Origin of the sequence: Cohnella sp. WQ 127256, from assembly GCF_024519285.1 — a bacterium.
Lineage (GTDB): Bacteria > Bacillota > Bacilli > Paenibacillales > Paenibacillaceae > Cohnella.
The window spans coordinates 246602-263502 of record NZ_JAMZCY010000005.1 but is presented as its reverse complement, the minus strand read 5'-3'; the positions used below and the strand labels follow the sequence as shown (position 1 = coordinate 263502).

The 16901-nt window shown below is 42.4% G+C and carries 13 protein-coding genes; 1 reads left to right on the top strand and 12 read right to left on the bottom strand.

The window, feature by feature from the left end:
• Window positions 1-11: 11 nt before the first annotated feature.
• The 5 genes from M1K58_RS16235 to M1K58_RS16215 form a co-directional block, all read right to left on the bottom strand.
• Window positions 12-707, bottom strand: coding sequence for a glycosyltransferase (locus tag M1K58_RS16235; RefSeq protein ID WP_372339175.1), 696 nt, complete (start codon window positions 705-707; stop codon window positions 12-14).
• A 15-nt stretch (window positions 708-722) separates the two neighbouring features.
• On the bottom strand, window positions 723-1406 hold the full coding sequence (locus M1K58_RS16230) for a PIG-L deacetylase family protein (protein WP_256759900.1): 684 nt from the start codon (window positions 1404-1406) through the stop codon (window positions 723-725).
• Window positions 1407-1573: 167 nt separating this feature from the next.
• Window positions 1574-2296 (bottom strand): WbqC family protein, encoded by a 723-nt coding sequence (locus M1K58_RS16225; protein ID WP_256759899.1) that lies wholly within the window; start codon window positions 2294-2296, stop codon window positions 1574-1576.
• A 1-nt stretch (window position 2297) separates the two neighbouring features.
• Entirely contained in the window at window positions 2298-2852 is a 555-nt protein-coding gene (locus tag M1K58_RS16220) for a GNAT family N-acetyltransferase (RefSeq protein WP_256759898.1), read from the bottom strand.
• 1 nt (window position 2853) lies between these two features.
• Complete coding sequence (locus M1K58_RS16215) at window positions 2854-4080, bottom strand: glycosyltransferase family 4 protein (RefSeq protein ID WP_256759897.1); 1227 nt, start codon at window positions 4078-4080, stop codon at window positions 2854-2856.
• 260 nt (window positions 4081-4340) lie between these two features.
• On the opposite strand from M1K58_RS16215, the gene M1K58_RS16210 reads away from it, so the two are divergent.
• A complete protein-coding gene (locus tag M1K58_RS16210) occupies window positions 4341-4838 on the top strand; it encodes a hypothetical protein (protein ID WP_256759896.1) in 498 nt (165 codons plus the stop codon).
• 17 nt (window positions 4839-4855) lie between these two features.
• Here M1K58_RS16210 and M1K58_RS16205 read toward each other — a convergent pair whose 3' ends face one another.
• The 7 genes from M1K58_RS16205 to M1K58_RS16175 form a co-directional block, all read right to left on the bottom strand.
• Window positions 4856-5437: a GNAT family N-acetyltransferase gene (locus M1K58_RS16205; RefSeq protein ID WP_256759895.1), complete on the bottom strand. Its 582-nt coding sequence runs from the start codon at window positions 5435-5437 to the stop codon at window positions 4856-4858.
• A complete protein-coding gene (locus tag M1K58_RS16200) occupies window positions 5434-5667 on the bottom strand; it encodes an acyl carrier protein (protein WP_256759894.1) in 234 nt (77 codons plus the stop codon). Before M1K58_RS16200 ends, M1K58_RS16205 begins: the two co-directional genes overlap by 4 nt.
• Window positions 5667-7388: an HAD-IIIC family phosphatase gene (locus tag M1K58_RS16195; RefSeq protein WP_256759893.1), complete on the bottom strand. Its 1722-nt coding sequence runs from the start codon at window positions 7386-7388 to the stop codon at window positions 5667-5669. Before M1K58_RS16195 ends, M1K58_RS16200 begins: the two co-directional genes overlap by 1 nt.
• A 25-nt stretch (window positions 7389-7413) precedes the next feature.
• Window positions 7414-8595, bottom strand: a complete 1182-nt coding sequence (locus M1K58_RS16190; RefSeq protein ID WP_256759892.1) for a phosphotransferase — start codon at window positions 8593-8595, stop codon at window positions 7414-7416.
• Between the two features lie 103 nt (window positions 8596-8698).
• The gene (locus M1K58_RS16185; protein ID WP_256759891.1) at window positions 8699-9790 is read right to left on the bottom strand and encodes an aminoglycoside phosphotransferase family protein; all 1092 of its coding nucleotides are present in this window, start codon (window positions 9788-9790) and stop codon (window positions 8699-8701) included.
• Between the two features lie 24 nt (window positions 9791-9814).
• Window positions 9815-10939, bottom strand: coding sequence for a CgeB family protein (locus M1K58_RS16180; protein ID WP_256759890.1), 1125 nt, complete (start codon window positions 10937-10939; stop codon window positions 9815-9817).
• A gap of 190 nt (window positions 10940-11129) precedes the next feature.
• Window positions 11130-16901, bottom strand: coding sequence for a PKD domain-containing protein (locus M1K58_RS16175; RefSeq protein ID WP_256759889.1), 5772 nt, complete (start codon window positions 16899-16901; stop codon window positions 11130-11132).

Below are 16901 nucleotides of genomic sequence, written 5' to 3'. Positions count from 1 at the left end.
CAAAGTGCAAATTATCTTATTGTTTTCTTAATGATCGGAATGTAATTTTTTGTATGAGTGATCCATTTACATTTATCCATGTATTCTTTTGTTTCTATTTTTTGCGTATGTGTGCTAGTATCCTCTCTTCTGACGCACACATAATTAAACTTTGAAACTGAAAACACTCTGTAGCCTCTGTTCTTACATTCCCTCAGGAAATTCACATCACTTCCGCTTGCCACTTCCTCATTAAATCTGATTCTTTTCCATACTGACCTCTTAAAAACTAAGGTTCCTCCTTTGACCTTTCTACAATACTGGTTCTCGACGCCCTCCCTATATAGCATAAGGGCTTTGTGTTTCTCAAAATAAAGGTATGAAGTATGTTTCCCAACAATAGAAGCCTTTTTATTTTTCAGAGCATGAAGTGATTCTCTTAGGTAATAAGGGGCGTAATAATCATCATCGTCAAATTTAGCGATAATGTCATATTTCGCTTTCTTAATTCCGAAGTTTAAGCATTTACCCAGTTTATATTTCTCGGAAACTTGATAAACCGTTACGTCTCTATATTCCTTTGCCCTAGCTTTCCATTTTTCAATATCCATATCATCCCGATTAAGGACGATAATCATTTCTTTGTTTCTACCCCTCTGCTGATCGTAATTCTGAAAAATGTTATCCATAAAGGAAGATCTCATCGTGCAGCAAATGATTGAAACCAAGGCAATCCTCCTCTTCTATGCTAACATCGCCCTGAGCAGATGATATTTCTCCGCATATTCTAAACCGACTTCCATTCCCCGTTTTTCCGCCCATTTTCTTACTGATTCCGGTGAAATCAAATGCTGAGCTTCTCGCAACTGCGATGTATGCAATCGTAAAGCTTCAATTTTCTTATCTATCGTTTCACTAATATCCAGATACATTTCACCTACGTCTTTCATACTTGGATACTGCCATACAATAAGAGGGTATTCATACATTGCGATTAATGAATAGTATCGATTTGGAACTGGCCTCAACCCTGCTATACAAGCTTCGAATAAGGTCTGATGATCATGATTAAAGCTAGGGTATGGAATGAACACCATTGTGGGTTTAAATGCTTCCAAAATGATATCTATTTTCGTTACGATATCCTTCCGAGGAATCGTATCCAACATATTCTCTTTATCGTCATACATGATTTCCTGGTCTGTACATCCAAGGTAACTTAACGCATCGAAAAATTCCTGCTTACGCGAATTTGCGGTTACGGGTTGCTCCCTATGCCAGAAAAACGAATTGCCCACCGATGCGAGTACGACCTTGACTGTGTTATTAAACCGGCATGCTTTTTCAATTAATCCGCCACATCCTAATACTTCATCATCAGCGTGCGGTACAAAAACCAGGACTCTTTCTTTTCCCGATTCAAGCATTATTTCACCTACTTCCAATCGATTTTTCCAGTACTTTATCTACAATATGAATCACTCATTATTGATGCGTGGACTTACGGTTAACGTTATGATTAGGCTCAATGATACTCGAAGACCTCCTGAGTCTTCTATCAGGAGGTCTTCGAGTACAGAGATGCTCTCTGCATTCATTCGTACACTTTCCATCCCATCGTATCCCCGGAAACAAGTATTTCTCTAGCTCTGTCCAGTCCTACATTCGCAATCAGGTCTAATATAGACAAATTGTGCAGGAAACTACCTTTGCTCTGCGGATACTCAGGACATTTCCATAATTGAACGATAATAGCAAGCTTTCTATTTTGGAAATGCGTTAGGTCTACATATTGCTGGAACCCTTCATTTCCACACACATAATGGGTTCCTTCCAATTGATACGCGATCTCTGCCATCCGTTCAGAAGCCTTCAGATCTTCAGCTAAACCCTTAGAGCTAACCACTTCACCTTGCCATCCTAACTTTCGTAACATATCTATCGTGAAATGTTCGCAAAACAGCTTGAAATTTGTGTTTAGACGTTGATGATGCTCAACATAATCGATGGCGGAGGATCGGGCTGTTTCGAAGAATGGACAATTTCCGTAAGCATAATCGAGCGTCTTATGGAGCTTATCAATCCAGTGATGATACGGAATGACAGCTTCATTGATCTTCACCCGGTTTCCACCCAATATCGGTATGGCAATCTTGTGCTCTTGCCCATTAACTTTCAAAGAAAAGCGAGTTTGTCCCACTTTCTTATTGAGTTGAACGTCATCAAGCATAACCCATACATCACTGTTCATAATGCGGTTAAAGTAATGAAGAGGTGGGAACACATTCGGTTGATAGATACATAATTTCTTAAACATTTTATTCCGTTTCCTTAACAATATAAATTAACACATAACGAATACCATACTCGTCCACAAAACAGTTATCGTAAATTTGGACACCCGTCCTCCCCATCTCTTGGAATGCCTGGGTCATGAATGGCTTGTCAGCTATTTGAGCGCCTATTCGTTTCGCTAAGGGCAACGATAGTCTATGATCCGCGCGAATAATAGCTGTTATCATGTGATACTGAGGCATGTTCTTCCATTCCAGAAAAGCCCTAAGCATGAGCTTTGTACCTATATCATCACCGGAATGTTTCGGATGTAAAGCAACTCTATGCACGTGGCTCACACCCGGTATAGATTCAGAACAGATCAGAAAAGCAATAAGCTTATCTCCTTTAACAACTCCGAAGCTTAAATCGAATTTCCCCGGCAAATCGACTAGAAACTGACTTTCCCCCCATACTTCAGTGGAATAGCGATGACCTCTCTTTTGATACACGAGCTGTTCCACTTCTAGTAAGTCTGATATATAGCGTTGCATATTGTCTTTGTCCAATTTGATAATGGGTAACGCCATATCTAGCATGTCAATCCGTACCCTTATTCACTGTGTTTGTGTTTGACTCCAAAGCGTTGTTATAGATATCTATCACTTGCTTTGTCATCGTATCTAGCGAGAACTGTTGACTTCCCCAAGCCTTCGCTTCATTCCCTAGCCTTTTTTGCAAGTCCGGATCTTTGAACAGTCTTTTTACCTCTTCATATAGCTTCTTGCTGTTGCCCGCTGGAAACAGAAGTCCGTTCACATCGTGTTTCACCATTTCCGTGATACCACCTGTCTGAGAAGCAACAATCGCTTTACCAGCAATCTGAGCTTCTACCAATGAGTAAGGGTAATTTTCCTCAAGACTTGGGATGACGAATATATGGGCTTGTTTCAAGAGAGCAGGAACATCATAACGTCTTCCTAGAAATTTAACAGAGTCGTCGATCCCAAGACGTTTGGATTTCTTCTGCAACTCTCTTTTTGCTTCCCCTCTTCCAACAATCCAGCAAACCCAATCCTTTCGAATTTTTTTCAACCGAGCCAATGCGTCTAGTAAAGTATGCTGTCCTTTGACTTTCTCCAGACGTCCCGTGCATATGATGATGGTTTTGTTTGATGGACTTTTCAGCCCTGTCTGTGCATTCATTTGAGCATCAAATCTCGGAATATTGATTCCATTGGATATGATCTTCATGTTTTGAGTGGAGATTTCGCACTTTTCATACACTCCCAAAAGCCATTTCGAAGGAACGATCGTCTGTTCACATTGTTGAATAACCCCTGATTCAAAGGAAGATAAAATTTTCATTTCAGGAGAGTGGGGCCGAATATACCCATAGTAATAATACTCAGCAGTTACACAACCGTGCACGGTCAGAACTAGTGGAATTACACTTGGCTTGTACACTCGGAGCACGCTAGCGGATACAATATCCTGTGCATGGATGATTTGATATTGGCTCAAATCGATTGCTTGAACCGCTTGTAAAAATTTCGTGGACTCGTCCCTTATTTTCTTAAAATAAAGTTGTACCTGATTGCCCATCCCCCACCTTGACGATAAGAAAGAAGCATTTCTTCTGTCTAATTTTTTCATTTTTAATGGGTACTGGCGATTCCCTCGAATGATGTGGTATTCATCGCCATTTCTAGCTAGAATGTGTACTGTATGACCTTCCTGTTCCAGCCCCGACTTCAATTCTTTGATATACTTCCCCAACCCGCCTTTTGGGGGGTAGGCAAATATTGTTGTAATGAGTACTTTCACAGCCTTTTCCTCCTTCTATATTAAGATCGATATAGAGTATGTAATTGTTCTGTTATTTGTAAGGTATACTTGTACATCATTTCTGTGATCAAGCAGAAACGGCTGTCGCCGTCCTTGGGATGGCGGCGGAACGTGAAAAAACCGAAAGTCATAATGACCTCGGCCGTTAGTAATTTCCACATTTCGTTATCAGTGAGAACGCCGAGGCTGATCACCGTTCCTCTTCATATACTGTCTTATCGTATGAGGAGGTGATAGCCATGTTGTCTGAACGTGATTTAGAATCCATCCAACATTGGATTTCACAAATGAAACGCTCTACATCTAAAATGGAAAAGCATCATGATGTAAGTAAGGCTATAAACGCTTTACGTTTAAATTATAAAATTCTGGGTTATGGAAATACCAGAATTGTATACGACCTTGAGAATGGATACGTTGTTAAAGTAGCGATTTCCAGACAGGGACTAACAAGCAATCAGACCGAATTCAATCTTTATAATCGTTGTTCCACCAGATTACGAAAATATCTCTGTCCAGTCATTGATCATGGTGATGGATGGATAATTATGAAAAAAATTCAGCGAATGGTTTCACTGACGGAAGAGTACGAGAAGAAGCTTCCAAGGTTGAGAAGAAGGTTTAGGAAAGAAGGAATTGAAGCTCGTAGTCTCCGAAGCAAAAATTTAGCAATATCTGACGACAACAATCGAATTGTCGTCATAGATTACGGCAGCTTCAAGTATTGCGATAACTGATGAGAGTATTCATCATGTTATCGCCCTTCATCCTGTAGCAGACGTGCGGCTAATTCAGCTGGCCTTTCCAGTTTTTGTTGGATAACAGGCCAGTTCAACTTCGTTGCTGTATGAATGATCAGATCGTAAGCTACTCCCTTAATGTTGAGACCAGCTTGCTCCACTCCGGTACGTTCAAATCCACAGTTATCATGAAAAGAGACAACACTAGCATTATCAATGACCGTATTGGAATAAACCTTGGACAAGCCCAATAGATCAAATGCGACATGAAAAATAAGCCACACACTGGCAGGAGCGGCAGGAACCGAGGGGGAAATAATCCATCTCCCCCAATTTCCAGCATTGTTCTCAATATCATAAATTGCAATTGTCCCAACCGGTTTACCAGAGAGCTCCTCGATACAAAAGTAATAATCACCGTCACGCTGGAAGTACTCCTCTAGCCATGACAGGTGAACCGGAAATTGAGAATCAATTTCCCCAATATACTGAGAAAGCTCCGGGTGTCTTCTGATTTGGTAGATGAATTCGGCGTCATTCATCGTAATTGGCCTTAATCGAATCCCGAAGCGCTCCACGACGATATTGTGGTTCATGATTTCACTCCTATGATATGGACTAGATCATCTAAGCTTTGGATTGCTGCAACTTCCCCCATTGTAAAACGGACTTGAAACTTTTCCTCCAGCCGTAAAATAAGCTCCATATGATTCAAGGAATCCCAATTCGCTATTTCAATTCGTCTGGGATTTTCACCTGGTGAAATTGTGATGTTCAGTACCTCGGATAAGATCAAGGCTGTTTCATTCTTCAGTTCGTCATTCATTAGATCACCTCCACAATTGCCGGATGCTTCATACAGGCCGACCTGACATCGATTAATAACTCGGGGAGAGGTAGATTTTCAGGTATACCTGTTACAAAGCGCCTCAACCAGTCAATCGCGGGATTATTCCGGGGTCCCTCTGTACAATCCACACTTAGACGTTCCACGCCTAGAACAGTTAATTTTTCCAGTAAGCTAGCAAACGACACGGTCTCGACTTCACGTCCTAGCGCTCTGCAACTGAAGAGCATTTCGATCAACCGGGCATTTGGTCCCTCCACTTGGCAGACAAAAGCTCCGATAATCCCACTATCGGATAATAGATCCGTGAGTCGAACTGTAAGTGTTACATAATGGTCGGGATCCATAACCTCTTGTGCTTCCATTTCTGTCATACGTCGCAAAGCTAAATTAAATTGATTTGTTTTATGGCTTAAATCGTAGAGGCGTCCAGAGTGTGAAGACTCATTTTCATAAATACTCACGACCATCCTCAAACTCTCCAAATACGTACTGTAGTCAGAGATATCCTTTCTAATCTTTTCCCGTTGTTGATTAGCTTGTATATCGTGCGTCCTTGAAGCTGCTTCACCGTCCGGATGAATCTGATACAGTCCAGGGAAGTCACAGATTTTATTCATCGTCTGCCTTCCATCAAGATTCGCGCGAAGCAAGTGAACTTCCGGCAGCGTGGAAGCCACTTTAAGCAACTCAGCTGTGTTATCATCAACAAACAAAAAAGCCGAGGAATCGATATTAATCAACTGTGCCAACGTATTCAAATTATCTGCTTTCGGCTCCCAGTTCGCGCAAACAGCCGCGAAATCGGACCACTTTAACGGAAAATCTTCTCTGCTTTCGAACAACGCCTTGACGTCGTTCTCTTCATTGCGACTGCAAATTGTTAACAGGATTCCGGAGTTCTTAAGCTTTAATAGTAATTTTTGCAAGTCCTTATGACCGTCTGTTACTTTGACACCTTCGCTACCGTCTTCTCCCAAAACCCCGCTGTAAAGAGTATCGTCAAGATCGAGGGCAATGGCCTTTAGTCGAGGTGTAAAAACAGCGGGAAACAAATGAACCCCAAGATGTTGGGCCATCATAATGGTCGCCTTATTGGAGAAAGGATAGTTACTAGCTACTTCATTCCTGTAATCGAAAAAGGATTCTGCTTCATGCTGCCCATAAGCGAGATTGGATAGATCGACCAATTCACATCCTGGTGTATTTTCGATGTAATCGGCTAGACATGCATTTAGCCTTCGTATCCACCCGCGATCGGTTGATGTTATTCGAAAGCCAAACATTTTATCTCCGTGATCCATCGACTCCGGCCAGTTATTCACCAATACCGTTTTGTCTGTCCCTATACGGAGTTGCTCAATACGCTCCATCAGCCACTGTACTGCCGCTAGCGGCGTCATGGACTCACGATAAATTCGCCAATCTAACCATAGCAAATAAGCGTCTGCCTGAAGATCGCCGCCAAGCTGGGATAAAGCCGCATCATAGTCGGAAAAATCAAACTGGACATCCGCCCCCCATAATCCGCAAAATGGTAGCATCAGATTTCTGATGAATTCAAAGGGCATCGTTCTATCTACTCTGACCAAATAGGTTCGGTGGACAGGTAGCTTCTGGCTTCTTGCTATTCGCTCTCGGGTAGGAAGGACACCGAGCAGCTGATCAGCCAATTCAAGATGGGTCAGAACGTTACTCATTAGGCTTCCTTCCTTTCAAAAGCGATTAATATAAACGGAGTTCCTTACCCCAGACTTTGATTTTCTCCAGATAGCCTTCTAATAAAAATGCCTGTTTTTGCCCATCGGTTGCCCATTGAAGCTGCAAATACAAGCTCCTTTCCAGTACTCGTTGTAAGTAGGCCATTTTGTACAATCGGACGGGGTCTACCTTAAACTCGATTCCGTATTTCCGCATCTCCTCGGTATATAGATGGGTACAACGGTGAATCACCGCATCCTCACTACTTCTCCAGTCTTTGCGGTAAGCAAAAAACACACCGATCAAATTAAACATATCGAACCAACAAGGTGCGAACCGAGCGCCTTCCCAATCAATAAATTTTATGTTCCAGTCCGCTTCTCCCACATTGTTACAGCCGATATTCGGAGTCTGAAGATCGTTATGGATAATACTTTTCCCAGCCTGCACTAGCTCCTGGAAATATTCTGGCCCTTTGCTCAAGATGACCTTCAGTCTGCTGTAACTAGGATCCAATATCTGTTTCAAATCAGGTCGACTCATCGCTTTATCCAAATATTCGAGAGTTTCCTTGTTCGCCTTCTGTCGCTCAAGTATCTTAGATTCCGATTGATAAAGAGGTAGCCAATCGACAAATGTTTCCCAACGATCATAAAACCTTTCATTATAGGTTTGGGCATGCAACTTCGCTAGGGCAGGAATAATCTTGTCAAAATGATCCGGTGTAAAAATGACCTGACCCTTTAATTGAGGAACAAACTCCATAAAAACCCAGATATTTTGACCGTCTGCCTCCTCTTCTATCGCATAGATAGTAGGCATCACGTCCGTTAGAATCCCACTTGCTTTGCGGTACATATTTAACTCAATCAAATCCTGATTCGCTACAGGGGCTTTAAATATTTTAAGAATGACTGGATAGATGACCCCATTCGCTGTTATTTCAAGTTTCCAGATTGTGCTTTTGACGGTTTCCTTCAAGCACTCCATGTTATGATCATTTAACGTAACGGCATGACCGAAATGTCCGGCTAATTTGTCCGCACATTGAGCTTCACGCCATTTCAAGCTAATCTCGTTAAGTGGAGGATTACGCTTAATGTGAAGTGCATCCTCACGTCCTTTTATGAAACCATCCTGTTTACCTTTTTGGAATCCCTCTAGTCTCCCATTTTCAAACCCGGCTGAATCATTAGTATTATGCATATTTATTAATCCTCCACTTCAAATTCCCTCTCCATCTTATGTGGAAACCCGTATTCGTGACATTAATAACAAGTAACTCATATCACGAATACGGGAAAGCAGCTCATTCATACAAACCATATTTTTTTCCCCACATACTCAATTTCTCCAAGTGAACGGATAGAAGCTTCGCTTCTTTTTTTCCTGTCACAGCCCAGCTCAATTGTAAGTACAAGCTTCTTTCCAATATTCGTTTCAGATAGGCCATTTCATATAGCTTCATAGGGTCTATTTCAAAATCAACGCCATTCTTTCTCATTTCCTCTGCATACTGATGAACGGAACGACGGGTTATCGCTTCTTCCTCATCCTTCCACTCTCTCCGATACGCTAGAAATACTCCGATCAGATTGACGAGATCAAACCAACAAGGGGCAAACTTCGCGCCTTCCCAATCGATAAATTTGAGCTTCCAGTCTTTATCCTTAATATTGTTGCTAGCTATATTTGCCGTATGCAAATCCCCATGAACGATACTCATCCCTGCTTTCGTAACCTCTGGGAAGTATCCTGGCCCTCTTTTCAACAATTTCCGCAGAGGCGTGTAGTGTGGGTTCAATTTGGCTTTGAGCTTAGGGATATCCATCGCCTTTTCGAGATAATAAATCGTTTGTTGATTGATTTGAACTCTTTCATCGATCAACTCTTGTGAATCGTATCGAGGTAACCACCCGGCGAAAACACGTTCATGTTGCTCTATTCGATTACCCATAGTAGAGGCATGAAGCTTCGCCAAAGTCGGAATTATTTTGGAAAAGTGGTCAGGGTTATATTTCACCCGTCCTTTGATCGGTTCGATATATTCCATAAGTACCCATAAGTCATGACCATTAACGTTTCTCTTCGTCATGTAAATTTGCGGCATGAACGGTTGAAGCACTTTTTTCGCTTTTCGATATATATTTTTTTCAACCGTGCTTTCTGGTCGTGCTTTTCTTAAATGCTTAGAAATTTTAAGAATAATGGGGTAACTTTTTTGGTTCACTTTGATTTCAAGCTTCCAAACACTGCTTTTGTATGAGTCCTTTAAACATCTCATTTTCCGATGATTTAACGTTACTTCATCGTCATAAAAAGGCTCGAATTCGTGCGCAAAATTCATTTCTTTCCATTTCCTTCTAATCAATCTTCTGTCTATTTCTTTAGCTCGGCTCATAAGTTCTCATCCTCTTCGCGGCTATTAACCATTCATCGTCAAATCCAATAGCTGATTAAGTCTAGAAACGTAAGTGTGATCCCTGAGCGTTCGATATAATCCTCTTAGCGCAATCTCTTGCCGTTCTTCTTCATGCTCCAAGTAATAATCCACTTTAGCCACTAAATCCTCTGGCGAGTCGTATGTCACAATCTCTTGACCCGGAATATAAAATTGAGAAATATCTTCGCGCCAATCTGACAATTGCAAAGTAGCCGAGGCTGAGATTTCAAATGTTCTGGGGTTAGGAGAAACAGCGGTTATCAGAGCTTCATTCTGATTAAAAGTATCGTCGTCACTCGCACGATGTGAATTAATCACGATTTTGTTGGCCATGTATCTCTCAGAAGTTTTATCAGGTCCCATCCACATGTCCAAGTCAATTAATCCTTTCCAGCGCTCATATTCAGCTAATCGATCCCACCAAATTCCGGAAATATGCAATCGTCTATGCGCTAACATAGGGATCAGTTGGTTAAATAAGTTCACTCGGTTCCAATAGGCTGAGCCTATAAAACAAATATCGCTCCGCAACGATCGTGGTGTATTCCTTGGATAGTAGGAGCCCGGATATACCCCGAGCGGTAAATAGGAAACTTGGCCGCAGCCTTTCTCTATATAGAAGGGTACGCAATTCCGCTCAAGCGTGAATACGTGTTGATAGTTGAGTGCAATGGACGCCGTAATATCCGAATAATAAGGGTCATCCGTAAACCAGATAGCCGTTCTAATGCCAAGAACATTTACAGCTTGAACCTTCTCAACCCCCAAATGCATTCCATCTAACGCAAGCATCATATCGGGTCTGACTTGGGCTGCAACCGAGGCGATAGGATCTTCCGGAACGACGATGGTTACCTTTTCAGTGATCATCTTCAGGGATTCGATAATTCCGTTATCGAGTGGCGAGTAAGGATATTCTTTGCCAGAAGTGACATATAACACATGAATGGGGCGTTTAGCCGGGATTGGTGTTGCCTTGCGAACAACAGCCTCACAACGCCCTAGCCAATGTCCGTCCATCCAACCGAAAGAATAACCATCCACACGGCCTTTACGATGATCGGCTTCATACCGACTACCCGCGTTATGCTTTTGCGTTCTCCCCAACTTGTATCCCTCCAGTACTTGTAGATGTCAAAAAAATTCCGAATCCCCACTCTCGCAATCAATATATGCGATTACGCAAGGTTGGACTTGGATACTTACCCTTCCACAAGACCAATTTAAGCAGGCAAAAAGCGCCCTTTCTCTCGTATGAACACGGGAGTAAGGGCGCTTGACTAGTTAGAAATGAAGTTTATTGGATTCTATGAACCTGGACAAACTCATCTACCGTATTTCTGATTTCAATAATCACGGTGGATGTTTTCGTTACCCCGTTACTATAATTAACCGTAAAGACGAAGGAATATATACCGTCTGGCAAATCTTCGAAGGTAATGTGTGTATCCCCTTCGCGCAGAATCCCTGTCCAAGTGACAGAACCCGGAGAAGCTTCTGTTAAGCTTTTTTGTAGCTCGGTAGCCGCAACGGCGTTCACAGAGATCGCATGTGTTTCGGATACTCCGGTATCTGTTACGTTCGCTTCCAGTACGAATGCTTCACCCGCCCAAAATACGTTGTCCGCACGAAGCTTTTTAGGGTATTTAGAGTTCCAGTGTAATCTGTTCTGCTCCCACTCTGGTGTGTGCTTAACCCAAGCTGCTAAAGTGAGCTCCCCAACAACGATCTGTTTCGTAATCGTATCCCTTCCATCGTTTGGATCCTTAACCGTTAACGTCACATTGTAAATGCCTGGTCGATCCGCCGTATCTGAGATTTTTGGGTTCATCTCATTACTACTTCTTGAATAACCTTTGGGACCCGTCATTTCCCAATGGTAGGTTAAAGAGTCTTCGTCTGGATCCGTGGATTGATTGATTAATGTAATCTGATCTCCTTCCCAAGCCGGCTTGGGAGTCCAATCAAAATCCGCCTTTGGCGGTGAATTGATCATAAACCAAGTTGACGTGGACCATTTGGACCATTCTGTCCCATCGTTCACTCGCACCCTTACCTGCATCTTTTTCCCGGAAGGGAGGTCTTTATTGACTATCCAGCTCGCGGTCGTTGAGCTCGTATTTTGATTCAGCTCTCCCGTATCCAGAATGAAATTGTTGTTCGTTTCATTAATAATCTGAAGCTGATATTTCTTAAACACCGTGCCTGGATCAACGTCGGTTTGTTTCCAAGAAAGATTGGGTCGCTTCGAGTTAAATATCGTAGGACTATCCTTTGTCCCATTGGGAACCACCATCTCAGCCTCTGGAGGCACGTTAAGGATTTGAATAACCTGCTTATAGATGTTACTCCACATGGAGATACCGACAGGTGGTGCGTCGCGAACTTGAAGAGAGATCGTATACGTACCGATTACAGGCTTACCTTGTGACGTTGCTCCACTCTTTAGTTGAGCGGCAGTTGGCGCTGTAGCTCCTGCGTAAACTTGCACACCATCCTTCATCGCTTCCCATTTACGCTCCACAATCGGATCGTTGTTCGGGTCGTAGGAGAGATCTGTAATTATTAAGTTGTCTGCAGCTGAGAGCCGTGCTGGTTCTGCCGTAAATAACGCGACAGGGGGGAGATTCCCTGTTGATCCGATGATCTGTACATTCTCATCTGACCATGCGCCTTCAATATCCTTAACCTTAAGCGAAACGACATATTGCTCGTTGTCTGCAAGAACGCTTGGCGGTAAGCCTGGAGTCCAGCCTGTATCCTTTGCATTTTTCCAACGCCAAACCTTCTGCACAATCCCTTTACCTGTAGCTGTTTGATGATCTAGATCGTAGGAATACTCATTAATATTTACATGGTATTGATTACTGACCAGATTTGCACTCGCCGTGTACAAAGCAAACGGTGCACGATGGACATAGAACGTCAGTGTGTCACCCGGTCCCTCGCTCCACTTTCTATAGGAGAAGTAATTGGAGTTCGTCGTCGGATCATCCTGTGCCTGATACTGGACTTCGTACTTCCCGACTTTCGGAGGCGTAATAATCGCGCCTGGTATAAACCCTCCGTTATTATCGATCGACCCTTGGTTGTTCTCAAAGACGCTCGGATCATGATCAAAACGCCACCTTGAGGAGATTTCCTCGTCATACTCCGGATCCAGATAACTCGTCATGTAATCAAGTGACTCACCCAATAGTAGGTAGTGATCTAAAACCACATCCTGATTCACTCTCGTAATCAGATCATCTCTGAATGTCGTTAATGCAGTGTCCGGATCGCTGTTGTCGTAATACTTGCCGTTGCCATCATTTAAAGCAATAAGGGCATTCGATTGCGCCTCATTGACTGCAGCTCCGAGCACATTGTATGAAATGTTATCTTCCAGTAATTCTTTTAGCATACTGCTTTGTATTTGGCCTGTACTCAGATCCGCGCGGTATTTGTTTGAGATATCCACATAGTATTTATTTGTTGGATCTCTCCACGTAGCACCTTTAAGCGCTATGTCTGACGCCGGAGCGAATGCAACATCTGTTGTGGGTACTAATAAATTAACACCAGCAGATATCTTTTCCGTGGCTCCATTGCCAGGATACTGAGCAAAAGTAAAGGCGAGTTCTTTGCTGTTTTTAGCAGGGTCATAGACATAAATGTTAAGCGGATTAGAATAATCAGCAGGGTTATAATAGTATAACTTTTCGTCGTAAGTCATACCCACGATAATTACAAGATTAGGATCTATCTGTTCTTCTAATCTAGTAATGGTATTGAATTTCATCAAACCGGATTCAGATGCCAAAGTTCTTTTTGCCGTATAATATAAGTAGGTTTGCGATCTACTGCTAACCGGATTACTTACAGCGCCTCTAATTCCGCTGAGACTATTGTCCCTCCAATCCAGATCCCAACTAGCACCATCTGGTGTGTGGACATATCCCATATTACTTCTAATATCCGTGTAACCCGCAGAATTACCTTGAGGAGAAAATATGTTCCATCTCGAAGATCCGGCACCTGGTGCAATTGCTGCGTAAACATTACCCATAAAGTCAGTCGTGAATTGTCCGTAACCATTGCCATTTTGTGAGTTTTCAGCAATATTGCTTAGAGTTCTCGTGACTGGGTCATACATCATTACACCCGAATAATTGCTTCCACCAGTAGGCTTCCAGTGTGTGCTAACGAAAATATTTCCCTGTCGGTTGATCGCTAATCCACCTAAATTTTTGAAGCCACGATATCCGTATATCCCTCCATCAAAGTACGGAGGACTGAAAACTACCGTTGACTTCTTATCGACAGGATCATATTTCATAACCGAGTAGTTTGATTCTGGATAATTGTAAGCATACTTCACGTAATATATTGTATCGTCAGGCATTACGATTGGAGATTGCACCTCTGAATAGTACGAGGTCAGTACAGTGATTTCTCTTAATTGTTGTTTGTCTGGATCGAAGGCATATCTTCGAACACCCTCAAATACGTCCTCTTTATCTTCGTTATCCCAACGGTTTCGTCGCGTTTCAAAATAGAGCAATTTGGAAGCAGCAGGTCTTGAATCGCTATATGTTACTTTCGCGTCTATTCCATTCGCTGCAAGTTCAGGTAGGACAAGCGTATTAACTTTTGTCTTGAGTACATCCATTGAGGCATACGTACTCTCGCCTAAGTTAAAGTTGATATCCACAAACTTTTTCTTGAGAATTCCAAAGGATGTACTAGGTGCGTAATTGTCCACATTTACTTTTACTTCGGATACTCCTGAGCGATAATCCGCTGCAGTAATGAATTGAGGAATCGTCGGCTCTCCAAACGTCTCCGTAGCCATTACTTTGAAGCAATAGTTACCTACTTCTGGCGCAAAATAGGAATATCGCTTTCCTGCAACGCTTGTTAATGTTGTATACCCATCGTTAGCGCAGCCATCGTTTTTGGTGTCAAAAGCGACTGCGACTGTTCTCGAAACGATGATATCTCCATCCGAAGAGTAAGAATAATCTTCCAGTTCGATAAGAGCTTTATTTTCATTATAGCTTTGACGGTAGACTGGCGTGATGCTACTGGTTTCCATGATCGGGGGCTTATCGGGCTTGACCGTGATGAACCGCTCTCTAGTGTCACAACCATAGCTATTACATACCGTCAGTTTTACGTTGTATGTACCTTCTTTTTTGAAAAGGGAATCTAACTTGGCCTGGCTAAGTGATCCAACATACTTAACAGTAGCCGAACTTCCCCCTGTCGACGGTGTGATCTCCCATTCATATTTATTAATCGGAAAGCTTGGGGAGCTTACACTTTCGCTACCATCCAACACTACCTTGCGATTTTCCTTCAAGGTTCCATCAACGATAATGATAGCTGCTGGCAAAGGAGGTCTGACGATGACTGATCTATAGACAGGTTGGGATACAGCCCCATCGTCATCCACTACCTTTAAGCCAAACGTATAAGTTCCAATGCTATTACATTGATAGATTTGGCTGTTGTTGTCAGAATATTCAGACAAGTTAAAGCAAGGTCCATCCCACGAAAATAAAACAACCTGTCCATCGGTATCATAAGAGTTTGATCCATTTACCGTGAATGGACTTCCTACATCAACCGAATAAGGTGCTCCTATGACAGCAATCGGGGGTTTGTTAGGATCATCTGGCCTCGTCACTGGTGGCGGTGTATCGTCCTTGTACACGTAGGTCGAGGCTTCAGCTGGAGCGGATAAGCTTGTCTTACCGGCTACAGCCTTCTTAAATACAGCCGTTGCAGTTACCGCATATATTTCTGTGTAAGACTGGCCAGTTACTTTGGATTTGGGAATGGTAAACGTGAAATTCGTCTTTTGATTAAGTGCATTTCCCGCGACTGTTTTAGTCTGTAGCGTTGCGTTCGTTGTGTCGCTTTTTTCTCTGGCATAAAACACCCATTCCTTAACGTTACTCGCATCCGTGTATTTCAGAAGTTCGCCAGTTGCGTCTAGCTTCACCTTTATATCTGCTTTGTTGAACTTAACAGCGTTGGGGGTTGTCGCTGCTGTTGCTCGGATGCCTGGTTCTTCTCCTTCGGGTTCTACGATTACAGTAACTTGTTTTTTTACTGGCTTTTTATCTTTTTCCGTAAATACATTCTCTAAGGATACTTCGCCTTCTAACAAAACTGGGTAGCTCTTAGTTTCGTTACTAACTGGAAACTCAGATCTTGTTTTAGTTAGTTTTAGATTATTCAGAGTAACAGTTGTTACACGCGACTTTGTTGCTTCTTTTTTGTCCTGTTTAGCTGTTAAGGCGAGTACATCGTTAGCAGTTACGTAACCCGAAAGTTTAGCTGAAGCTGTAATTGAGTGGGGTATATCTACTTGATCAGCCCCCCTCGGAATGGTATAGGTTAATCCATTGGGTGTATTGATCTCGCCATCTACCATTGCACCACCATCATTACCACTGAGAGAAGGAGTTGTAAAAGATGCATACCAAATCTTACCGGATGCACCTACGTGTTCAACGTATACGCTACCTTTTGCCCTCCAAGTTGCAGGACTTTGGATTTTAGTATACTGATCATAGGCTCCCCCCATTTTTCCAGCAATGTAGTTTACATTGTAAAAGGAGCTTGCACCGTTTCCGATCAATTGAGCTGTTCTCATAAAGCTAACTTGTGAAGGAGTTAGTCTAGCACCTGTTCTCCAAGACTCAGGTGCCCCTTCAACTTTTACATACTTTGGCCAATCATCTGGTTTATTTACATCTGCATCCTTCGCGTAGCATTCATTTGTAAAAGGTTTTCCCTTTACGTCAAATCCCAAGTAACGATCCATCATGCCCGGAATAGTAGAACAAATACTCTCTTTAAGTTTTTCACCATAGGGTTTACCATAAACGATGAGGTTAAATCTTTTGTACGTACTATATTCAGCGAGATGATTATCTTTATCCTCAGTTTCAATTCCTCTATCAATTAGCCACTGCTTGAATTCAACATCGTTATTTGGATACGCAAATGTGGAGGGTAGTGGAATCAACCCTATTAATATTGAAACTAGCAACAACGAATTTAATAGTTTCTTCAA